The 21,871-nt window shown below is 59.6% G+C and carries 16 protein-coding genes and 2 pseudogenes; 12 read left to right on the forward strand and 6 right to left on the reverse strand.

The window, feature by feature from the left end:
* Positions 1-99: 99 nt before the first annotated feature.
* Both FLM52_11105 and FLM52_11110 read right to left on the reverse strand, forming a co-directional pair.
* On the reverse strand, positions 100-528 hold the full coding sequence (locus FLM52_11105; protein ID NVN56331.1) for a DUF4440 domain-containing protein: 429 nt from the start codon (positions 526-528) through the stop codon (positions 100-102).
* An 80-nt stretch (positions 529-608) separates the two neighbouring features.
* Entirely contained in the window at positions 609-1,595 is a 987-nt protein-coding gene (locus FLM52_11110) for a zinc transporter (protein ID NVN56332.1), read from the reverse strand.
* A gap of 126 nt (positions 1,596-1,721) precedes the next feature.
* Here FLM52_11110 and FLM52_11115 point away from each other — a divergent pair, with 126 nt between their 5' ends.
* Both FLM52_11115 and FLM52_11120 read left to right on the forward strand, forming a co-directional pair.
* The gene (locus FLM52_11115; protein ID NVN56333.1) at positions 1,722-2,588 is read left to right on the forward strand and encodes a metal ABC transporter ATP-binding protein; all 867 of its coding nucleotides are present in this window, start codon (positions 1,722-1,724) and stop codon (positions 2,586-2,588) included.
* A gap of 11 nt (positions 2,589-2,599) precedes the next feature.
* The gene (locus FLM52_11120) at positions 2,600-3,430 is read left to right on the forward strand and encodes a hypothetical protein (GenBank protein ID NVN56334.1); all 831 of its coding nucleotides are present in this window, start codon (positions 2,600-2,602) and stop codon (positions 3,428-3,430) included.
* A gap of 45 nt (positions 3,431-3,475) precedes the next feature.
* Here the strand turns inward: FLM52_11120 and FLM52_11125 are convergent, their stop codons facing one another.
* Positions 3,476-3,961, reverse strand: a complete 486-nt coding sequence (locus FLM52_11125) for a MarR family transcriptional regulator (GenBank protein NVN56335.1) — start codon at positions 3,959-3,961, stop codon at positions 3,476-3,478.
* A 103-nt stretch (positions 3,962-4,064) separates the two neighbouring features.
* Here FLM52_11125 and FLM52_11130 point away from each other — a divergent pair, with 103 nt between their 5' ends.
* A complete protein-coding gene (locus FLM52_11130) occupies positions 4,065-4,964 on the forward strand; it encodes an EamA family transporter (protein ID NVN56336.1) in 900 nt (299 codons plus the stop codon).
* Positions 4,965-5,115: 151 nt separating this feature from the next.
* Here FLM52_11130 and FLM52_11135 read toward each other — a convergent pair whose 3' ends face one another.
* Complete coding sequence (locus tag FLM52_11135; protein ID NVN56337.1) at positions 5,116-6,348, reverse strand: GTP-binding protein; 1,233 nt, start codon at positions 6,346-6,348, stop codon at positions 5,116-5,118.
* A gap of 646 nt (positions 6,349-6,994) precedes the next feature.
* On the opposite strand from FLM52_11135, the gene FLM52_11140 reads away from it, so the two are divergent.
* From FLM52_11140 to FLM52_11155, 4 genes are all read left to right on the forward strand, one after another.
* The gene (locus FLM52_11140) at positions 6,995-7,858 is read left to right on the forward strand and encodes a tyrosine-type recombinase/integrase (GenBank protein NVN56338.1); all 864 of its coding nucleotides are present in this window, start codon (positions 6,995-6,997) and stop codon (positions 7,856-7,858) included.
* 115 nt (positions 7,859-7,973) lie between these two features.
* Entirely contained in the window at positions 7,974-8,789 is an 816-nt protein-coding gene (locus FLM52_11145) for a hypothetical protein (protein ID NVN56339.1), read from the forward strand.
* Positions 8,779-11,229, forward strand: a complete 2,451-nt coding sequence (locus tag FLM52_11150; GenBank protein ID NVN56340.1) for a hypothetical protein — start codon at positions 8,779-8,781, stop codon at positions 11,227-11,229. Before FLM52_11145 ends, FLM52_11150 begins: the two co-directional genes overlap by 11 nt.
* Before the next feature lie 107 nt (positions 11,230-11,336).
* Positions 11,337-13,940: a hypothetical protein gene (locus FLM52_11155; GenBank protein NVN56341.1), complete on the forward strand. Its 2,604-nt coding sequence runs from the start codon at positions 11,337-11,339 to the stop codon at positions 13,938-13,940.
* An 84-nt stretch (positions 13,941-14,024) separates the two neighbouring features.
* Here FLM52_11155 and FLM52_11160 read toward each other — a convergent pair whose 3' ends face one another.
* Entirely contained in the window at positions 14,025-17,546 is a 3,522-nt protein-coding gene (locus FLM52_11160) for a DEAD/DEAH box helicase (GenBank protein NVN56342.1), read from the reverse strand.
* 256 nt (positions 17,547-17,802) lie between these two features.
* Between FLM52_11160 and FLM52_11165 the strand changes: the two are divergent.
* The 5 genes and pseudogenes from FLM52_11165 to FLM52_11185 all read left to right on the forward strand — a co-directional run bounded on the left by FLM52_11165 (position 17,803) and on the right by FLM52_11185 (position 20,772).
* Positions 17,803-18,662: pseudogene (locus FLM52_11165) on the forward strand (PLP-dependent aminotransferase family protein).
* 42 nt (positions 18,663-18,704) lie between these two features.
* Positions 18,705-18,917 carry a DUF2474 domain-containing protein gene (locus FLM52_11170; protein ID NVN56343.1) on the forward strand — a complete coding sequence of 71 codons (213 nt, stop codon included), beginning with the start codon at positions 18,705-18,707 and terminating at the stop codon, positions 18,915-18,917.
* Between the two features lie 243 nt (positions 18,918-19,160).
* On the forward strand, positions 19,161-19,625 hold the full coding sequence (locus tag FLM52_11175) for a hypothetical protein (GenBank protein NVN56344.1): 465 nt from the start codon (positions 19,161-19,163) through the stop codon (positions 19,623-19,625).
* The gene (locus FLM52_11180; protein ID NVN56345.1) at positions 19,622-20,635 is read left to right on the forward strand and encodes a methylenetetrahydrofolate reductase; all 1,014 of its coding nucleotides are present in this window, start codon (positions 19,622-19,624) and stop codon (positions 20,633-20,635) included. The genes FLM52_11175 and FLM52_11180 overlap by 4 nt, the downstream gene beginning before the upstream one ends.
* Positions 20,636-20,646: 11 nt before the next feature.
* Positions 20,647-20,772, forward strand: a pseudogene (locus FLM52_11185) (GNAT family N-acetyltransferase).
* Between the two features lie 65 nt (positions 20,773-20,837).
* On the opposite strand, the gene FLM52_11190 reads toward FLM52_11185, so the two are convergent.
* The gene (locus tag FLM52_11190) at positions 20,838-21,752 is read right to left on the reverse strand and encodes a LysR family transcriptional regulator (protein NVN56346.1); all 915 of its coding nucleotides are present in this window, start codon (positions 21,750-21,752) and stop codon (positions 20,838-20,840) included.
* Positions 21,753-21,871: the final 119 nt, after the last annotated feature.

Consider the following 21,871-nt stretch of genomic DNA (forward strand, 5'->3'; position numbering starts at 1 on the left):
CCTCAGGATGCAGGAAGGCGGCACTGAGCTCAGCCGAAGTGTGGGGTGTATCAGGAGAGGTGAAGAGCAGAGCGCGGACGGCTCGTCGTCAGCGCAGAATCATCCCGCCAGTCGCGAGGAATGATGACCGGTGATCTTCCACTCACCGAGGATCTCCTCGAAGGTGAACAGAAAACGGGCCGGAATCGTGACCGTCTCGTCAGCGGCGCGATATTCGAAGGTGTAGTGCCCTCCAATCACGACGGTACCCAGCTTGCGACTGACTCGGGGTGAGTACTCTCCCAACTCGCAGGCCAGCGCTTCATTGGCGAGAAAGCCATCGAAGTAGGCCTGTCGTTGCTGGCGATTCTCACGCACATCATCGGCGACCGTCGGCACCAGGATCGCGTCCTCTGCATACAGCGAGAGAAGCGTCTCCTTCTCCCCGCGAGTGACGGCAATCGCCCAGCGCTCCAGCGTGCGCGTCGCGGCATTGATGCAGAACTCTGCGTCACGCTCACTCAGCGGTGGCGATGTCGGGTGGGGCATGCGGTGGCTCTCCCTTGAGGATGAGGCTCTTGAGGAAAGACGGGGGCCGACAGCGCCCCCGTCGATTTGTCACGGAGCGATCAGGCGTCGGCACACCGCAGGATGCCCTGTCCCAGGCGCTCGATCAGCTGCGGATACAGCGTCTCGCCCAGCGGCAGCCCCACACCCAGCGGCTCGAAGACGATGGAGGTCTTGACGCCAGTTCCCTCGAAGACGCTCTCGATCAACGCCGGGTTGTACTGTGGCTCTCGGAAGACGCACTGGATGTCGTCCTGCTTGACGCGCGCCTGGATCTCCTTTACGCGGGCCGGGCTGGGGGTGGAGGCATCGCCCAGCGAGATGGCACCAGACGCCGGCACGTCGAAGCGGTGCTCGAAGTACTGATAGGCATCATGGAAGACGATGTAGCGAGTGCCCTGCACCTGAGCCAGACGCGCTGACAGTGACTCGGTCAGCGCCTCGAGCTCCTGCTGCCCCACCTGGGCATTGCTGCGATAGGTCGCCGCGTGCTCCGGGTCCTGTGCTGCCAGTGACTCCGCAATGGCGCCCAGCCAGGTGTGAGCATTCACCGGGTCCAGCCAGCCATGGGGATTCTCGCCGTCATGACCATGCTCGTCGTGATCCGCATGGGCTTCGTGGCCACCATGCTCGTCGTGCTCTTCGCCATGCGCGGAAGAGGCTTCATCAGCGTGATGATGCGCCTCGAAGGTGGGGCCCGAACGATAGGTCAGGTGCAGGGTGCCCGGCACCTCCATCAACTCGACGGCATCGGCCTCCGCGGCCAGCGACGCACGCGCCTTGGCAAGCCAGGGCGTCAGCTCATCACTGACGAAGAACACCACATCCGCATCGGACAGTGCCCTGGCCTCGGAGGGACGCATGGAATAGCCATGCGGTGAAGCGCCTGACTGGATGACCAGATCGGGGCTGCCCAGCTCCCCCATGACACGTGCCACCAGTGAGTGCACCGGGGGGATGTCCACCGGGACCGATGGCACCTCGGCCACTGCCACGGCAGGTGCCAGCATCAGGGGCAGAGAGAGGGAAGGCAGTAACCGATGGCGCATGGCGGTTCTCCAATAGAGGCGATATCGCGGAAGGAAGATCGAAGGCTGCAGTGACCAGACTCAATATGTTATAACATAACATTAATGGTTACTGACCCGTCAACTCTTCAGCGCCAAGAGGTCCCCATGTCGCTGTTATCGATCAAGAATCTGTGTGTCACGCTCGGCAGGCATCGTATCCTCGATGCGATCGATCTCGAGGTTGAGCGCGGCGAAATCGTTACCCTGGTAGGCCCCAATGGCTCAGGCAAGTCCACGTTGCTTCGCAGCATCATCGGGGCGGTGTCCCCGACGAGCGGGCGGATATATCGTCAACAAGGCTGCAGAATTGGCTACGTCCCCCAGCGCCTGAGCCTGGACCCGACACTGCCGATGACGGTGGTGCGTTTCCTGAATCTGCCCCATCGCCATTCGCGCGCGGCGGTGGCAAATGCCCTGGCGCAGGCCGGCATCCCCGGCGTCGAGCAACAGCAGATCGCCGACCTCTCGGGGGGGCAATTCCAGCGTATTCTGCTGGCCCGTGCCCTGATGGATTCGCCCGATATATTGCTGCTCGATGAGGCAACCCAAGGGCTGGATCACCGTGGCATCGCGGACTTCTACCGTCAGATCGATCGCGTCCGCCACACCCTCGGCTGCGGGGTACTGATGGTCAGTCACGAGCTGCATGTGGTGATGCGCGCCTCCGACCGTGTCGTCTGCCTGCATGGCCACGTCTGCTGTCAGGGCACGCCTGAGCGTGTCATGGCCTCACCGGCCTACCAGGATCTGTTCGGGCTCGATACCGCTGATGCCCTGGCCTTCTATCGCCATGAGCATTCACACGATCACTCTGACTCTCGCACCCACTCGCCTGCTTACGCTGCGCCCACCTGTCGGCCCTCATCCGGACCTGCACCCGCGCCTGCAGCCAAGCCTGTGCTCAAGCAAACAGCGCAGCGCCGGGAACCAGCGCTCCAGCTCATTGCACCGAACGCAGAGGGATGTCACTGATGTTGGAGGGACTGATACTGGATGACTTCATGCTCCGCGCCGCCCTGGCCGGGATATTAGTGGCGCTTGCGGCAGCGCCGCTGGGCTGTTTCGTCGTCTGGCGACGCATGGCCTATTTCGGCGACGCCACGGCCCATGCCGCGATCCTCGGCGTGGCGCTGTCGCTCTTGATGTCCACCTCGATTCTGGCCGGCGTGCTCGTCGTCTCGCTGATCATGGCGACACTGGTCACGCTGCTCAGCGGACGCGGCTACGCCATGGACACCCTGCTTGGCGTGATGGCGCACTCCGCACTCGCCTTCGGCCTGGTGGCCGTCTCCTTCCTGCCCGGCGTACGCATTGACCTGATGGCCTATCTGTTCGGCGATATCCTGGCGGTCAGCAAGACAGACCTCGCAATCATCGCCGCAGGTGGCGTGTTGGTCATCGGCCTCATCTACTGGCGCTGGTCGGCGTTGCTCACTGCCACCCTGAATGAGGACCTGGCGCGTGCCAGCGGCATCAACCCGCGACGCGAGCAGCTGGTGCTGACACTGTCGCTGGCCGTGGTGGTCGCGGTTGCATTGAAGGTGGTCGGTGCGCTGTTGATCACCGCACTGCTGATCATCCCGGCGGCCACGGCGCGCCGCTTCTGTCACACCCCGGAGCTGATGGCGATCGCCGCCGCCATCATCGGCGGAGTCTCCACCACCGGCGGACTGCAGGCGGCTTACTGGCTGGATACGCCCACCGGCCCCACCATCGTGTGCCTCGCCACCCTGCTGTTTGCCCTGAGCACTGCAGCGGCACGCATCTCACGCCTTGTCTCTCAGAGGGGCAGCGAAGCGTCTGCTCGAGGGTGACCTGGTGCATGCCCGCACAGAGGCCCGATGGGTGCTGCACGATAGCTAGCGTTGTTCATCAGTCATCAGCTTGCGCAGCAGACAGGCAAGCTGATGTTGCTCATCGCTGTCCAGCGCACTCGCCATCCGGTGCTGATTCTCGACATGCGCTTCCAGAGTGGAGTCGATCAGATGACGCCCTGCTTCCGTCAGCGCGACGCGATTGCTGCGCCGATCCTCATCACTGGCCTGGCGCTGCAACAACCCTCGCTTCACCAGCTGATCTATCCGCGTGCTCATGGCACCGGAAGAGAGCATCAACGTCTGATACAGCTGAGTCGGGGTCAATGGCGCCTGTGAACGTCGTAGCGTCGCCAGGATGTCGAACTCGACAGTCGACAGGCCCTCCTTCTCGAATACCTGCTCCATCCTCGAGCCAAACACGCGACTTGCCCGGCTGATACGCCCGAATATGCCCATCGGCCGGCAATCCAGATCGGGGCGAGCCTTCTCCCACTGCGCAAGAATGCGATCCACAGCATCTGTCATCATGAAACCTCCCAGTTATCTTTCCAAAAAGATACTTTAATGACGACGGCTTTGCGAGTACTCTCACACATATCTTTTTAGAAAGATACTTTAAGGAGAGACAAATATGCCATCTTCACACCTGAAGGTTCTCGCCATGACCGCCACGGCCCCGGTCATATGGGGAAGTACTTACCTGGTGACACAGACCCTTCTCCCTGCCGACACCCCACTCACCGCAGCCACCATTCGCGCCCTTCCCGCGGGACTGCTGATTCTGCTCTGGACTCGACAGACCTTGTCGGGAGGGGGGTGGGTGAAGGCCATGGTGCTGGGCACTCTCAATATCGGACTCTTCTTTACCTGCCTGTTTGCCGCTGCCTACCGCATCCCCGGCAGCATGGCCGCCTTACTGCTGGCAAGTCAGTCGGTGTGGGTTCTACTGCTGAGCCGCTGGTGGCTGGGGACAGGCTTCAGCATGACAGCCGCAATGCAGTGTGGACTGGGCATGGTCGGAGTGGTGCTGCTGCTCAATCCCGGTCAAGGTGGGCTGGACATGACAGGGGTCGGGATCGCGCTGCTCGGTGCTGTCTCGATGGCCGCCGGCATCGTACTCAGCAAGCGCTGGCAACGTCCGCCCGACGTCAGTCAATTGAGCCTGACGGGCTGGCAATTGATCTTCGGCGGACTGCTGTTGCTGCCCCTGGCCGCCTGGTCGGAAGGTATTCCGACCAATCTCGAGCCGCAACATCTGCTGGGCTATGGCTACCTGATCCTGCCGGGTGGAGTGCTCGGCTATGGCCTCTGGTTTGCCGGCATCCAGCGATTGCCCGCCTTCTCCGCATCACTGCTGGGTATCTTCAGCCCGCTGACGGCAACGGTGCTGGGTTTTGTGTGGATGGGCGAGTCGTTCGGGCCCCTTCAATGGCTTGGCACTTTCTGCATCGCTTCTGCCCTGACATTTCCCCTCTGGGTATCGCTCAAGCGACGTAGCGCTCAGCCAAGCCGTCATGAGTTGACTCGATGACCCATCGGGGGAAACCCGACGTGCATGGGCAGCCGGCCTTTAACGGGAAGGCCATCTCTGCAAGTAACGTAGAAACAGAACACCCCACTGATTGCGGATCAGTGGGGTGTCTTGGCGAATGTCAGCAGATCAGGAACTCAGGTGCCGCTGCTCATTCCCAGGCGGGGAACGGGTCCGGCAGGTCACGCCAAGCTTCCTTGCCCGCCAGCAGCGTGGCGTCATCGAGCAGGCACTCGTCCAGCGCCTGGCGGATACGGGCTTCATCCAGGTTCTGACCGATGAATACCAGCTCCTGGCGCATGTCGCCGAACGGCTCCTGCCATTTTTCCCGGATCGACTCCAGATACTCGGGGTCTTCTGGCCATTCGACCTCCGGCACTGCCTTCCAGAACATGCCGCCGAACCCGTAGTGCGCGATGCCACCGGCCTGGTTCCACTGTCCGGCAAACTGCGGCCGCGTGGCCAGCCAGAAGAAGCCCTTGGAGCGCAGCAGCTTGCCGCCGAACCAGTCTCCGTGGAGCAGCTGGTGGAATTTCTCGGGATGGAACGGCACGCGCGCATGATAGGAGAAGCTCGAGATGCCATATTCCTCGGTCTCCGGCACGTGCTCGCCGCGCATCTCCTTCAGCCAGCCCGGTGCCTGTTGCGCGCGATCGAAGCTGAAGCGGCCAGTGTCCAGCACCTTGTTAAGCGGCACGGCGCCCTTCGTCATGGGCAGAATCTCGGCCTCTGGGTTGAGCGAGCGCAGCACCGCGCTCAGCTCGGCAAGCTTTGGGGCATCGAGCAAATCCGTCTTGCTGATCAACAGCACATCACAGAATTCGATCTGATCGACCAGCAGATCCGCGACATTGCGCTCATCGTCCTCACCGAGGCTTTCCCCCGCTTCCGCCAGCGACTGCGCCTCGCGATACTGGATGAGAAAGTTGGCGCCATCCACGACGGTAACCATGGTGTCGAGACGCGCGACACTGGAGAGGCACTGGCCGTCCTCGTCCTCGAAGGTGAAGGTTTCCGCCACCGGCAGCGGCTCGGAAATGCCGGTGGATTCGATCACCAGGCAATCGAAGCGCCCTTCCTCGGCCAGTCGCCGTACCTCGATGAGCAGGTCCTCACGTAGCGTGCAGCAGATGCAGCCATTGCTCATCTCGACCAGCTGCTCCTCGGCACGATTGAGCGCCACCTCGTTGTCCGCACCGGGCGCGCCACGCACCATGGCGGCATCGATGTTGACCTCGCTCATGTCATTGACGATCACCGCCACCCGGCGCCCTTCGCGGTTGGCGAGGATGTGATTGAGCAGCGTCGTCTTGCCAGCACCCAGAAAGCCGGACAGCACGGTCACTGGCAGGGGTTGAGACAGGGGCACTTGTGGGTAATTCATCAGGCGGTACCTCGATAGGATAGGGTCTTGGCCACGTCTCTTGCGCGTGAAGGCATCCTTGCCGGCGCAGGGTCTGGATCAGGGCTTGGGGCAGGGTCAGGTAAGCGCCTGGACGTGGGGACCTCTGGATTCTCGATCATCAAACATACCAAATGATACGTTATAACATAATTATGGTCAGCCACTTTTTGTCGCTGACGCCGAACGACGCATGTTTGACATCGAAAACCTCAATAGCTTCCGACAAGCTCTTCTTATGACATACAGACTGCAGGAGTGCGGCCGTCAGGCCGTTGCAGATTGCCTTCCCAGAAGCACGAAGCCCGATAGCGTAGGAGGGACTTGCGAACAACAGCGCAAGTCACAGGCGCCACAGCGTCGACGCCCCACACTATTGATCAATCGAGGTGCTTCATGACCATCCCATTGGCATACCGGTATTCACCCAGGCGTGAAAACGCCCCGTGCTGGGGTACGCCCTCTGGCTTCGATGGATTGACATCATCAGGAGGTGAGCATGTCGCTTGAAAAGGAACCGGGTCGTTTACCGAGCGAAGTCACACCATGGCTCGGCAAGGAGCAGAGCCATGAGCTGACAGACAACATGCAATTGTCACGCGCCGCGAGACGATTACTGGCTGACAGCATGGCAAAGAACACCATCCTGGCATTTCGATCAGATATCCGGGGCTTCATGAAAGCCGGCTACTCACTCCCCGCTACTGCCCAGCAAGTCGCCAATTATCTGGCGGAGATGCATACCAAAGGCCGCAAGCCTGCCACGATTTCCCGTCACGCCAGCTCGCTGGGCACCTGGCATGTTTACATGCAGCTGCCCTCTCCCACCCTGAGCCTGGAAGTGAAAGGCGTATTGAAGGGGATTCATCGCAAGAGTGATGGACGGCAACGTCAAGCGCCCGCATTGCGACTCCATCATTTGCGACAGCTGTTGAAGGCTCTGGACCTTGATGCTCCACGAGATCTACGTGATGCCAGCATGTTCTGTCTGTGCTTCTACGGGGCGTTTCGCGCAAGCGAGGTCGTCGCGCTCTACAGAGAGGATATCGAATGGCGTGATGGCGGTATCGTGATCACGTTGCGCCACAGCAAAACCAATCAAAGCGGACGGATCGAACAGAAGATGCTTCCCCGTAATCCTGCGGGGGGGCGTTGCTGCCCAGTGACGTTACTGGAGGCTTGGCTTGCATGGAGCGGCATTCGTCGAGGCGCACTGTACCGATCCATCGATCAGGCAGATCGAGTGGGGGCCGGCAGAATGCACCCCGTCACGTTCGGCAATCTACTCAAGAAGGCGTTACAGCGCGCCAACCTCACTGCAGAGAAGTTTACCACCCACAGCTTTCGTGCCGGCTTCATCACCGAAGCGCATCTCCGTGGCAAGAGCGACCAACAGATAAAGCGCATCAGCGGGCATCGTGACCAAAAAACCTTCGAACGCTACATCCGCATGGCGGATGACATGCATGACCCGGGCAATGACATCTTTTGATAGCTCGTACCCTGAAAGGCGCTGCCAAGGACGGCAGCACTTCCAGTGGGGCCGATGAGATGATATTTATCCTACTATAAGGATGAGATAATTAATAAGACGCAAGGGAGAGCTCATGACCGATACCTACACGCCCCTGCCTGAGGCTGAGTTTTCCCTCTCAGGCAAGATACGGAATCTTTCACGACGCTCTCTTGGCGATCTCATCTCCCTTCCGCCTCCACGCAAAGGCAAGGCCCCTTCATACAAGGGCCTGCTGCTCAGTCACCTACCCATCGTGCTTGTCGGTGCCCAGGGCCACACCGAGCTGCTCACCCATGGCATGCTCCTGCGACAACTCAGGGGGTCATCTCTCGAGAACTTCCAATCCCTCAAGGTGTTTGAGGTGGACCGTGAAGGTCTCACCCACGAGGAGCTGGAGGTGTTGCGCTATCTGTCAGAGGTGCTACCTCAGGAGCTTTTCAACACCTCACACGTGATGGAAGCCCGTGCATTCATCAAGCAGCTCAATGAGAAGCCTGGGCTGGAAGAGAAGTTGGCCCGTATCGTGTTCGGGTTATCGAAACCCACCCTGGATATCAAGAGTCTCATGATCCTGACCCAGGGCCGCTGGGCGAAGAGCACACTGCAACGTGCCCACAGTCCCAAAGGCCAGCGGAGTCTCGACGATGATCGCGGAGCTTCAGAGCCACTCTCCCCCGAGACAAACAAGGACAACGAGGCACAAAAAGCGGCGCCAACATCAGTGCCCCTCACTCCCCAGGCACCCAAGCCGACTCCACCCACTCGGTGGCAAGCAGCATCAGGCCCCGCTAAAGACACCACGAGGCCAGCCACCTCACCCACTCGCAGGTCCCATGTAGCACAAAGGGTTGACGACCTGTTGGGCGATCTATTGGACGAGGAAGGGAGTCCTCCTCATGATGGATGATACTCCCGAAAGCAAGACATGGCTCCCCGAAACCATCCTTCATCAGTGGGAAGAACAACTCGATGACGTGGTATTGTCGGCTTCGGAGGAAACGCGCTTATGGCCGTTTCTTCACTGTAATCTTCCCCCATGTAGTCGGGCGGATCTCTGGATATCCGCTCATATTCAGGCAGCGGATGACAATGATCCTGAATTGCTCGACCTCATCAACAAACTCCTGAGGAGACTCCCTCTTGCGCCGGGACCATTACAGGCGATTCGTCAGAGCCACCCACTGCATAGCCAGCTGACCTTTCCCGATAAATTCGCTCCCTCCATGGTGCGAGCCAATATCGCCAAAGAGGCAATACAGCTCGCGCGCCATGACACGCCCTCAACACACGCTTTCGAACTCTTGCCAGGCAATGGCGAGCCATCCCCCATCGAGCACAATCGCCGATTGATTCGTCTTGCCTTGCGCGACATGGCCGGCTACCACTCGGGGCCTTCAGTCGATTGCAATCTCTATTACCAGCATCTATCGACCCTCCATATCGCATTGAAGTACATGCTGCCACTTTGGCAGCACCCGATCGCGTGGCATCGTTCTGCCAATCTCTCGTTACTCAGCGCCTGTAAACATATCCCGTGGCTGAAAAACGGCAACCCAAGGCTGTATGACCAATTGCACCTGGCCCAGGAACTGCTCTCTGGTTACCTGCCCATCGGGGCTCGTCGCGCGCCCTACGCGAAGCGGCTCCCGCAACGCTCCGTCTTGTTTCAAGACTCATTCAAGCGCGACTTTTCATCGATTGCCTCCAGTCCTGAACTACCTGAGACACTCGGTACCGCACGACACTCGGACGACAACGAGGACGTTGACACCAGCCTCGAACCAGACGAGATCTCGCAGCCACAAGACGAAGAGGAAGCGCCCTTCCATCACAAGGGAGACACCCTGTTGACACCGCAAGATTGCAGGGTGATCGCGCGCAAACGTCAGCAAACTTCTATCGCACAGAGCCTGGGAAGTCTGTCGAATTTCGCCACGACTCAGGGGCAGATCCGAAGAATACTGACATTATCTCTGCCGCCTGATGCCAGACTGCTGGTGCAGCTTGTCCTTGCAACAGGTATTGCCCCCGAACGTCTCAGTCAGCTCCGTGTGACGGACGTCGAGCAGGAGGCATTGCTCCGCAATACGCCGGTGTCGCGGAATCAATCACTGCAGTGGGTCCCCGAAAGCAACACACTCTACGTCCCTGTCATTCATGCACCGTCAAAAAGCTCAGCCCTGCCTCTGCGCCTACCGGACGTCCTCGCGATATCCCTCAACCAATTGAGCGAAGCGACAACTCAGCCTCTGACCAAGAGTCTGGCACTGCTCAACCGTCAGCTGAGGCAACACATGGCAACGAACACTGGCACGACTCCCACGGCTCAGCGCGTGGCCAGAGCCGCACGTCATCACCTTCTCGGCATGGCGAAGACCGATATCGAAGCAGAGTGGCTTCACGGGGAACTCAGCCTGAAGACATCTGCACCTGCCGCTTACCGCAAAAAGTCCCTACGTGAACTGCAGCGTCTCATGAACACGTCTCTGACCTGGTGGGGGATCGCGACACCGATGAACACGACACTGCCTCCCAGGAATGCACACGCCATCACGGCCTTGGGCTCGAGCGTGACACTTTCGCTCCACACGGCCAAGGAGGCACTGAAGGGCTTGCATGATCTGGTCCAAAAGGGGCTTTCCGACTTTCCCATTGCTGCCCGTGGGATATCCCCTTCACCTGAGGACTGCTCGGCCTTGATCGGGCTCAACAGTGCGCTGTGCTGCTACGTACTCATGGGAGTCCAGCTGACGGCAGGACTTCGTCCACCAGGTGCCACTACGCAAATGTCTCGGCGTGGACGCCTGCTGTGGGTCGCTGACAAGGATTCAGGTCTCTACAGAGAAAGCCGGGTCATCCCGTTGCCTCTTCCGGTTTGCCAGAATCTCGATACCCTGCAGGCATGGCAGGCCTCCTGGCGGCAGCACTGGCCACGAAATGGCGGGACCTGGCTGTCATGGCCTGAAGACGAGCAGGCACTGGCCATGTGGTGGTCAAGACGCCAGGCCAGCCTCAATCTGACCGCAAAGCCTTGCCAGCAGACCCACATCCGAGGCTGGATCAGCACACATCATCAAGCGCCGTCACTGACAGCCGCGTCACGCAGTGCACTCGCTACCCTGCTGGCACTTCCCGATAACGCGCCACGTCATTTCGTCGCCCAGACACTCGATGGGCGAATGCAAGCGAACACGCTGGATATGCTGCTGGGCCATGTCAAACGCGGCCAGCAGCGTCACGCCCCCTATGCCAGCAACATCTGCCTACCGCCGGAGATGCAACGCCTCTTGGGGGAGTTGTCCGATGAGTTGCGAATCAAGGTGATACCTCTCAAGGATTTGCCATGAGTAGAGATGGGAAGTTTTACCTTGCACCTGCAAGGGAGGCGTCAGGAATCCGATCACTGGCCAAGCTCGACCCTGACTTGCACCTAAAGCTCATGAGCACCCACCACATGCAAGAGCTCTGGTCGCGCTGGGAGGAACGCCGACTTGATCGAGTCAAAGGCACGCAACGCCAGCAAAGCCTGCACCTGCTGTACTGGATCGAGCGTCACGCCAAGCGCCAACCGGCCAACGATATGCCGGCAGAGGCCGGAAGCATGATGCTGTCCCTCAACCATACGCAAGCCAAGGCAATGGTCACGGAACTGATTCGATGGAGAAAGGCGCATCATCGCCGGCCGATAAGCCCCCGTGAAGCTTACCGCGTCATCGGCCGCTTTCTGGAGGAAGTCAACCAAAGCCCGGGAGTCGTGGCGATGCTGCCACAGTGGCCCACACAGGCCCGGCGCAAAAGCGTGCTACCAATGGAGGCCAAAGCTCTGGACCGCGCGACCAGGGTCTTGCCGATCATCCGCGCGCTACGTCAACCCGGGACTGGCTTTGCACTGTTGCGCGCTGCCGTAGAGCTCGGTGTGCGTGCAGGGTTAGGCCAACAGGTGATTCTGGTCACATTGGCCTGCCTGACGCGTCGTCACTTCGAGAGCGATCGCAACGCCCCCAATGAGTGGGTCTGGATCCCCGCTCACGCGACACCGTCGCCGGTCATGTCGCCTCACATGACGGCCTACCGTCTGCCATTGGAGTCGACACTGACGACTGCGCTCAAGACATTGAGAGCCAGAAAGCCCACCACCGCCAGGGACGAGTGGTTATTGGCCGAGAGGCCAGAAGACCAGTCCCTCTCGATTCCCGAACGGATTCGCATCGTCAAGGGTCGCATGAGACAGGAGCTAGCCTCCCTGATCACCACACTGCCCATGACAATCGAGGAACGCCGGAGGCTTAAGCTGACCACCTTGCTGAGCGCATTGCCTCATGCCGCAGTCCTGGGGGGATTGCCCGGCTACTGGGTCAGCCAGTTCAGTCGCTATCCGATTCCCTACAGCAGCGCGCATGGGCTTTATGAGCCCCACTCCTACTTCGCTCGGCTCGAGGCTCCACCGGTCAGCACGGTCATGGCGGCTGATTCCGGCAACCATCAGCAGGAATCCGTGGCGAATGACGACGCGATGAGCGCCATGGATCTTTTCGCGACCAAGGCATCAGAAACGAACGCTTCCCCCCACTCAACCGTACTGACACAACCTCCGGGGCAGCGCTTGTTGCCCCAGGATTCCTGGCCGATCGACTGGCTTCCGTCGGCGAGACGCATCCTAAAGCAATGGATCGGGGTCATTTCCTCTGATCATCTTCGCAAGACAAGTGACGAAAGAGTCAAGAAGCGTCTGGAGGCGCTGCTGCTCGAGACAAGCAGACGCCTCACAAGACTCATGGGCATCCGCCATAGCTACCCGGTCATGGTGCTCTATTGGCTGCATGATCTGCGCGTGACTCGCATGCTGCGCGTCAGTTCGCTGCACACCTATCTTTCTCGCAGCTTGCCGATGGCGATGGCGGACTACACCTTGTCGATCGACATTCAGGAGTGGGACAACGACAGTGCCCAGGAAATGTGCTGGTGCGTGCCACGCGATATGGGATGGTCTGCCAGCACGACACACAGCTTTCTTGGCAATATGGGGCAGCTCATCCGCTTCATGCACAGCATGGGGGTATTGCTGGACGTGGAGCCGCCGATATCAGGCAATCACAAGACCCCCAGCGCCAAACGCATTCATTTCGCCACCCTGAGACAGATGGAAAAGGTACGTACCCATCTTCTCGCAGTCCCCGATGCAATGCCTGATGCCACCATGCAGTGGCTCAGCATCGCACTGGGCTTCCACGGGGGGATGCGCGCCAGCGAGGTCTGCGCCCTGACCCTACGGGACATTCGCATCGAATGTCCTCAAGGCACCTTTTCGCTCGAGCAGTGGTTGGAGGAGCAGTGGTTGGAGGACCACTGCCCGGACGAGCCCGCAAAGGCGCTACCTGATACGGGGTTCTCACCTCCCGCACCGCATGAGAGAGAGATCCTGCACGTGAAGTTGCGTGAACTGCTGAAGTCATTGCCGGAGATTGAGTGCCGCGTTTATATTCACGCCGGAAAGACGCCTTCAGCGCGGCGCGTACTTCCCCTGCACCTTCTGACATTCTTCGGCGATATCGAACTGTTGGCAGCATGGTGGGTATATCGACGGCGATGCTTCCCTTCGACAGCCCTCTCTGATATCGCGCTGTTCGGCCCAAGCGAGAGTTGTCAGGCATTCAATCATGCCGGTCTGATCGCTCCGGCAATCGACACCATGAGAAGTGTGCTGGGGAGTGCCATCGATTTTCACTCGTTGCGCCATGCAGCTGTCAGTTGGTGGTTGATCCGTCTTGAGGCAGCACAGAGCCGTGACATACTCGACGACTTGCAGGAGCATGGCTCCTGGGGACTGCAAAAAGCGCCCCTGAAACGCTTTCTGAAGGGAGTTCGAGGCTATGCCGGACAGGACAGTCAGGATCGCGGCATGTTGTTGTATCAACTTGCCGTCTGGATCGGCCACCGCACCCCGGAACAGACATTGACGCACTATGCCCATAGTCTGGAATACCTGCACCGGCAGGCCATGCGGCGCGCCAGTGAGTACACCCGGGCGATCACACCCTGGGTCGCCCCAATAACATGAGGTGCCATGGCCTGACTCAACGCCTCTCCAAGCCCCCCAACAGGCAGCCGCCTTGTCGTGCCCCAACGGGGGGCCGTATCGGGATCACACCGGAGCAAACAACAAGGCCAGATCCTCCTCATCAAACAGGGGGCCCTCCTCCTGACGCCCACTCCCCCCTTCCAGTACTGATGCGGCAAGATCCGCCTTGCGAGACTGCAGCTCCAGGATGCGCTCCTCAACAGTTCCTGCACAAACCAGCTTGTAGACAAACACCGGATTCTTCTGGCCCATCCGATGAGCACGCCCGGTGGCTTGGGCCTCTACGGCAGGATTCCACCAGGGATCGTAGTGGATGACCGTATCTGCCGTCGTGAGATTGAGCCCAGTCCCCCCTGCCTTTAGGCTGATCAGGAATACGGGTACCTCGCCACGCTGAAATTGCGCCACACGCTCGGTTCGCACTGCCCCGGGCGTCTGCCCTGTGAGAGTCAAGTGAGAAATCCTCTCCCGCTCCAGTGCTCCCCCGATCAATTCAAGCATTTCCGTAAATTGTGAGAAGATGAGGATACGCCGACCGTCCTCGACCAACGATGGCAACAGTTCACGTAACGCCTCCAGTTTGGCTGAGCGCTGCACCGTCGCCGCACTTTGATGTTTGACAAGCCGTGGGTCACAACACACCTGGCGTAATTTCAACAGGGCATCCAGCATCACGATGCCGGAGGCCGCCAGCCCACGTGTCTCGATCGCCTCCTTGACCCGTTGATGCTGTGTCAGTCGAAGACTCTCATAAAGCTCTCGCTGTGCACCGGTCAGCGTGACGTCTCGCTGAGACTCCGTCTTGTCCGGCAATTCATTGAGCACTTGCTGTTTGGTACGCCGGAGGATGAGTGGCGAGATACGCCGAGAGAGTCGCTGACTCACAGCGTCGTCAGCATGTTTCTCGATAGGGGTACGAAAATGCCGACCAAACCACTGCTGGCTTCCCAGGGCGCCTGGCGCAGCAACATCCAATTGCGCCCATAACTCACCCAGGTGGTTTTCCAATGGCGTTCCGGTCATCGCGATCATGCGATCTGCATTGAGCCTGCGTACGGTACGCGCCGTCTGACTGGCAGCATTCTTGATGGCTTGGGCCTCATCCAGTACCACGATACCGAAGTGCTGCTCGCACAGATGCTCGATATCTCGCACCAGGAGGGGGTATGTCGTGATGACGAGATCCACATTGGCGACAACAGTATCGATCTGCTCACGACGGCTGGCCTTGGCTCCCTGAAGCGCCAGCACGCTCAGTGTCGGTGCAAATCGAGCCGCTTCGGCGCACCAGTTACCGACGAGACTTGTCGGGGCCACCACCATGACAGGCCCGCGCAGCTCCCCTCGCGAACGCTCATCGAGCACGTGTGCAAGGATCTGAATGGTTTTTCCAAGCCCCATGTCATCGGCCAGAATACCCCCCGTATTCAACTCCGAGAGAAATCGTAACCAGGCCAGTCCTCGCGCCTGATAATCGCGCAACTCCCCCTGGAAACCGTCAGGGGCTGGCAATTTATCAGGAAGCTCACGCAATCGTTGGGCAAGGGCAACGGCATCCTCTCGCCCCACCCAGCGCTCATGATCTGCCAAGGGGGCCAGCTGATCGATGGAGGTCAAGGGCACACGCAGGGCGTTTGTGGGTGCCTCGCTATCGTGAAGCCAGTCCATCAAGGGAGCCAACCAGGCACGTAGCCTGGCAAGTGGAAGCACCAGCCGACGATTATCCGGCAGGTGTACGACCCAGTTTGCTCCCGCTTCCTCATCCTCCTGGGGCGTCAACGGGAAGTCTTCGCGCTGAATGAGTTGACGCAGAATGGGGAGCAGATTGAAGGATTCATTCTCCACCTCAACGCCCAACGCAAGATCGAACCAACCATTCTCGGCAGGCTCGAGCGCGCCATACCAGTTGTCTGGCGATAGATATTCAGGCTCTTGAGGGAAGTCATCACTGAACTCAACCGCACATCCCGCCTGACGTAATTGCAGGATCATGTCCCACCATTCCTCAGGAGCAGAAAGACAGGTCCTCCATTGCGCCGCATTTTCTGGCACCTGCCTATCTATCGGCAGCAGCAAGCTCCACGAGGGCAACTCCAACCCATCTGGTACATCGTGGTGCGCGGCGAGTTCTTCCAACGTGACCATGCCTGGCGGAATGGCGCGAATCAGCGCGATTTCCGCCTGTTGATCACGTGGTATCGTCAAACGCTGTCCATCGCGCAGCCCCTGGGCTACCTCTCCCTCCTCTGGGGGTATCTCGATACCGGCATAGCTCAGGGTCACGACACCAGCGCCCAACCGAATAGGAGTTTCGTTCCAGACATGGCGGCGCGTTGGCAGACGTGCCTGTGCGACACACATGGTGATCTTCAGCTTGGGTTTCACATCCTCGAGCGTTGTTTCCACGAGGGTTCTCGGAGAGGGGACCTGGGCTGCCAGCCCCGAGACATTCTGGAGACGAGAGGTCAACCACTCGCTCATTTCCGGCGGTAACGCGGGAACATGCTGGAGTTGGCGCCAAAGCTCAACATCCCCCTCCAGCGGGCCAACCTGCTTATTCTGAGGGTCAAGATAACAAAGCGACTTGCCGACACTGGCCACGATAGCCGCGGGAGACAAGACATCTTCAGGTATCGTGGACATCTGCAGCCGCTGCACACCCTGCTCATCCATCTGCCAGGTCGGGGCGATACGGCAGGTCGGCCCAATACCAAGCTGTGGACCCGTCTGCTTCTGATGGAAAAGCAAGGGGGAGGCATCGCTTTCCAGCAGGGACCAGAGTGCCTTCGCCTGGAATGCCTTGTTCAACGTCACCCCTTTGGATTGCCCGGGAAAGTACCATTGCGAATCTTTGCTGCCATGCAGTAACTGCTCGATGGCCTCCTCCTGCGCCGGCTGCCATCCCATTGCAGGGACAGGTGACAACTCCCCCGCGTGAGAGACTTCAACTTTTACTGGCGAGACCCAACGATCAAGCTGCGTCTTGCTCTTGGAGGGCCTCAACCACACCGGCTGCACCGTCAGCGCGGGAAGCCCCCTGTGGCCAGACTGCACATCAAGGAACAAACCGAGACGGTGGTTGGCACCTACCTGTGTGGCTGACGGCACCGCTGAAGCTTGACTATGGTGTTGCAGCCAGATCGTCCACTCGCGTTTCGCCGCCTGAAACGATGACGCCTGCTCCACTTCATCAGGCTCAAGCGTGTCGGGAATCTCCAGAGCTTTACCCAGAGGACCGGTACTCAGAAAGGTATCGATCAATGCGACTGCGTGCTTGCAGGTACTGCCCACCGGACAACTGCAAGCTGTTCGCATCTGGTGCCGAGTGCCCGCAGGAGTCAACATGATCATCGTGCGATAAGGGGTGCCCAGACTGCCCGCGACATCGCCAGAAAGCGTCAAACCACTCTTCTCATCCAACTCTACCTGCCACTGCTCATCCACTCGCTGCTGGCGCGCGTAACGCAGACCACGCTCCAAGGTGCCTGCATCAAACCCATCACGCCATCCATGCTGAAGGAGTGCGATATTCAAGGCGAACGATGCATTACTCAAACCAGTGGCTGCCACAACGGCACTCTCCATAGAAATATGACGATATTGGAGCAAATTACGCGACTACTAGTAAACCAGACGGATTCGCCGCCGTCGGGCAGGCTTAACAAGCCTCATGGTCCGGAGTAAATCTCCATTCATAGAGGCTTGCTCCGATAGCCAGAGAAGTGAGCGAACATCATGAGAATGAAGGTATCAGTCGCGATGCCACTTGAGACTCTCCGGTGCAGCGTCCTACCCCATTTCGGTATCCTTGCCCTTCCACAGCACACCAAGAAAGCTCCCCATGAAGCGTTATGAACGCTTTGCCGCCGAGATCTCCAACCTGATTCGTACCGGAACTCTCGCGCCGGGTGAGCGCGTGCCGTCGGTGCGCCAGGCCAGCAAGGCACATGGCATCAGCCCCTCTACCGTCTTTCAGGCGTATTACCTACTGGAGAATCAAGGCCTGATCTGTGCGCGGCCGCGCTCAGGGTATTTCGTGCGTGACAATGCCTCGCGGATACTCGATGAACCGCATGTCCCCTGCAGCAGCAAGCCCCTTCCGATGTCGCCGTCAGTGAACTGGTGTTCTCGGTGCTGGGCTCACTGCGCGACAACGACACCGTCCCCTTCGGCTCTGCCTTCCCGAGCCCGGAGCTCTTCCCCCTTGCACGGCTTGCGACCAGCATGACGCGCGGGCTGCGCCAGCTGTCATCGCATGCCGCGATCTCCGACATGACCACAGGCCATCCTGACCTGTGCCGACAGATCGCTCAGCGCTACATGGTCAACGGCATGCAGCTGCCGACAGAGGAGCTGGTAATCACCAATGGCGCGATGGAGGCGCTCAACCTTGGTTTGCAATGCGTCACCCAGCCCGGTGACCTGGTCGCCATCGAGTCGCCGGCCTTCTATGCCACGCTTCAGGTGCTTGAGCGGCTCAAGTTGCGCGCGGTGGAAATTCCGGTACATCCGCGCGACGGGATTGATCTCGAGGTGCTCGAGAACCGTCTGGAGACGCTGCCCATAAAGGCCTGCTGGTTCATGAGCCATCTGCAGAATCCGCTGGGGGCCAGCCTGAGCGATACACGCAAGGCCCAACTGTATGCGCTGCTCTGCCGTCATCAGCTGCCAATGCTGGAGGATGACGTCTACGCGGAGCTGTAGGTCCGTCACACCGATGGCTATCACTAAAGAGATGCTGACATGACATGCCCGACACGCGAGACACATTCAGCGCCACTGCATGCCCCCACAGTCAGACTCGACGACGAGCTATCCGAGACGCCCGCGCACCCGGCCAGTTGGCTCAACAAGCTCGGCTGGCTGGCGATGATCTGGGGAGGCAGTGTCAGCGCGCTGGGCCTCGTCTCTCTGGCGCTGCGCCGCTTCATGCAGGCCGCGGGCCTTGCGCCCTGAAAGCAGCCGGAGAAGGCATGACGTAGATATGCAGAGACGCCGGAGCAGAGAATGCTCCGGCGTCTTTCTTGGTATCAGCGGCTTTTGGCTCTAGCCCAAGCAAAGAGGCCTTTTCCGCTTATCATGCGCCATTCGATGGTGACGCTGTCGCCCACGGGATGTCGGCCCGGGTGGCGGCCGTGCGAAGATAGCGCTTTGAAACGCCCATGGCGTTACCCCGCCAATGTTTGACAGGAGGCATGCGTGTATTCGATTCGTCTGTGGGCCGCACGTCACGCGCGACTGCTGGAGCTCACCTATCAGGCCGTCGAGCCGGTGATCATCAAACTGCAGCCGCTGTGGAAGTCCGTCGGTTACGCACGCGCCGAGAAGCCCGTCGCCAGACTGGAGCAAGCCTGCAAGGGCTTGCTGTTTGATTGCCAGATGTGTGGCCAGTGCATTCTGAGTTCGACCGGCATGTCCTGCTCAATGAACTGCCCCAAGCACCTGCGCAACGGCCCCTGCGGCGGTGTCATGCAGAATGGCAACTGTGAAGTCGAACCGGACAAGCGTTGTGTCTGGGTGAAAGCTTGGGAAGGTAGCCAGCGGATGAAGGACAGCGATGCGATCCAGATCGTGCAGTTGCCGGTGGACCATCGCCTGCAGGGCACCTCATCCTGGCTGCGCGTGGCCCGGCAAGCCGCTGAGCGTCGAGAGAGCCTGACATGACCTCCAGACTCACTATCCCCGACAACACCCAACTGTCACCTGCCGAAGGCGTTGGCAACGTCGGTCGCCTCGAGCAGGTACTCAGGAGCGGGCAATTCGCCGTCACCGCCGAGCTGGCGCCGCCCGACTCGGCCGACCCGCAGGAGGTGCATGCACGCGCGCAGCTGTTTGCCGGTCATGTGGATGCCATGAACGCCACCGATGGCTCGGGCGCCAACTGCCACATGTCGAGCGTAGCGATGTGCGCCCTGCTGGCCCGCGAAGGCCATGAGACGGTGATGCAGATCTCGTGTCGTGACAGAAATCGCATCGCCATTCAGGGCGATGTGCTAGGAGCCGCGGCGCTGGGCATCCGCAATCTGCTGTGCCTGACCGGAGACGGCGTGCAGGTCGGGGATCACCCCGAGGCCAAGCCGGTGTTCGACCTCGACTCCCTGTCGCTGCTGGAAATTGTCGCCGGACTGCGTGACAAGCACACCTTCGCCAGCGGCCGGACACTGACCTCAGCGCCTCAGGTATTTCTGGGCGCCGCCGCCAACCCCTTCGCCCCGCCCTTCGCGTTTCGCCCTCATCGACTGGCCAAGAAGATTGCCGCCGGCGCCCAGTTCATCCAGACACAATACTGCTTCGACCTGCCACGCTTTCAGGCCTTCATGCATCGTGCCCGTGATCTGGGGCTGCTGGAGAAGTGCTTCATTCTGCCCGGCGTCGGCCCGCTGGCCTCGGCACGCACCGCCGAGTGGATGCGACGCCATGTTCCCGGCGTGCATATCCCGGATGACGTTCTCAAGCGCTTGAAGGGAGCCCGGGATCAGAAGGCGGAGGGCCGGGACATCTGCATCGAGATGATCCAGCAGCTGCGTGAGATCGAGGGCGTCAGCGGCGTGCATATCATGGCGCATCGCCAGGAAGCCTTCGTGCCCGAGATCATCCAGCGCGCGGGCATTCTTGGGTCGCGTAGGCCATACACGCCGCAAGCCCCGCTGGGCGCTACATCGCCCATTGGCTGATATGTTTCTGGGTCAAATCCATGAATCGATATCCCGCCATGCGCAAATTGCTTGTCTCGGCGGGCTATCAGATCTGCGCATATGAAGATGCTGGCATGCTTGAAACCAGCAAGATCGTATTCCAGAAAACGCTGTAGCCTTGCCGAGGGGGACGCGCTGCTAAAGGCTCAATCCTCAATAGCGCCTCTGGACACATCACTTCTCATGAGACCTCTGCTACCGGCGTTGTAAAACTCGCCTTGATCCAGTCCATCAGTGCCTGTTTGGCCGCAGAGTGCTCATCGGGATTTACGTCGATCAATACATACCCGCAATCAGTACTCAGCCCGAATTCCTCCAGCGCGATCAGGGTGCCCAATGCCAGCGCTTCTTCACACAGACCCTGCCAGCCAAGTGCGACCCCCTGGCCTGCGGCAGCGGCCTGCAAGAGCAATGGGTAATTGTTCAGTGTCAGTTCGCGTTGTCCACCATCCCCATGAATGCCCTGCGCAGCGAGATAGGTCGGCCAATCCATCCAGGCCTGGCCCTGTTCGGCTGTCAATGTAAGCAGCGGCAAATGGCTGAGCCGCTGAAGGTTCTCGATCGGACCGTGCCGCTCCAGAAATTCTGGACTGCAGACAGGAAAGACTCGCTCACGCAACAGGCGTGGCCGCGAGTCATCTCCTCCACAGAACAACAGTGCCACGTCGATATTCTGCACCGAGTGATCGAGCACGCCCTGATTGGTCATACAATGCACATCAATGCTTGGGTGAAGCCGACGAAACTCTGGCAGGTTAGGCATCAGCCACGCACTGGCAAAGGCAAAGTCAGTCAAGATATTGAGTGTCGGCGAAGGCGTCAGCTGTTGAATGTCATTGAGGCTCTTTTCAATGACCGCGAATCCCTCCTGCACACTACTGAATAATCGCTCGCCAGCTTCCGTCAGACGAACCCCACGGTGCACTCGTTTGAAAAGAGTCACCCCAAGGGCCTCCTCAAGCGCGCGGATCTGCTGACTGACAGCAGACTGGGTAGAACGCAACTCCTGAGCGGCGTGCGTGAAGGCACGATGACGTGCAGCCACCTCAAAAACGCGCAAAAGGTTGGGTGACACATGATGACCAATCTTTGCCATAAGCTCAGTTAATACCTTCTGATTAATAATGAGGCAGTTTACAGATTAACGAGGCTCATGGAGACTCGCGACTGCATAACATTTCATGATAGGAAGATCGCTGGTAAAGGCCATATTCC

The sequence above is a fragment of the bacterium Scap17 genome (genome assembly GCA_013376735.1).
Taxonomy (GTDB): Bacteria; Pseudomonadota; Gammaproteobacteria; order Pseudomonadales; family Halomonadaceae; genus Cobetia.

What these genes read in the sequence shown, in the direction of transcription:
- FLM52_11160 (NVN56342.1), bottom strand. Translation starts at nt 17,546, where the DNA reads ATGGAGAGTGCCGTTGTGGCAGCCACTGGTTTGAGTAATGCATCGTTC.
- FLM52_11135 (NVN56337.1), bottom strand. Translation starts at nt 6,348, where the DNA reads ATGAATTACCCACAAGTGCCCCTGTCTCAACCCCTGCCAGTGACCGTG.
- FLM52_11155 (NVN56341.1), top strand. Translation starts at nt 11,337, where the DNA reads ATGCAAGAGCTCTGGTCGCGCTGGGAGGAACGCCGACTTGATCGAGTC.
- FLM52_11130 (NVN56336.1), top strand. Translation starts at nt 4,065, where the DNA reads ATGCCATCTTCACACCTGAAGGTTCTCGCCATGACCGCCACGGCCCCG.
- FLM52_11190 (NVN56346.1), bottom strand. Translation starts at nt 21,752, where the DNA reads ATGGCAAAGATTGGTCATCATGTGTCACCCAACCTTTTGCGCGTTTTT.
- FLM52_11140 (NVN56338.1), top strand. Translation starts at nt 6,995, where the DNA reads ATGGCAAAGAACACCATCCTGGCATTTCGATCAGATATCCGGGGCTTC.
- FLM52_11125 (NVN56335.1), bottom strand. Translation starts at nt 3,961, where the DNA reads ATGATGACAGATGCTGTGGATCGCATTCTTGCGCAGTGGGAGAAGGCT.
- FLM52_11105 (NVN56331.1), bottom strand. Translation starts at nt 528, where the DNA reads ATGCCCCACCCGACATCGCCACCGCTGAGTGAGCGTGACGCAGAGTTC.
- FLM52_11180 (NVN56345.1), top strand. Translation starts at nt 19,622, where the DNA reads ATGACCTCCAGACTCACTATCCCCGACAACACCCAACTGTCACCTGCC.
- FLM52_11115 (NVN56333.1), top strand. Translation starts at nt 1,722, where the DNA reads ATGTCGCTGTTATCGATCAAGAATCTGTGTGTCACGCTCGGCAGGCAT.
- FLM52_11110 (NVN56332.1), bottom strand. Translation starts at nt 1,595, where the DNA reads ATGCGCCATCGGTTACTGCCTTCCCTCTCTCTGCCCCTGATGCTGGCA.
- FLM52_11170 (NVN56343.1), top strand. Translation starts at nt 18,705, where the DNA reads ATGACATGCCCGACACGCGAGACACATTCAGCGCCACTGCATGCCCCC.
- FLM52_11150 (NVN56340.1), top strand. Translation starts at nt 8,779, where the DNA reads ATGATGGATGATACTCCCGAAAGCAAGACATGGCTCCCCGAAACCATC.
- FLM52_11145 (NVN56339.1), top strand. Translation starts at nt 7,974, where the DNA reads ATGACCGATACCTACACGCCCCTGCCTGAGGCTGAGTTTTCCCTCTCA.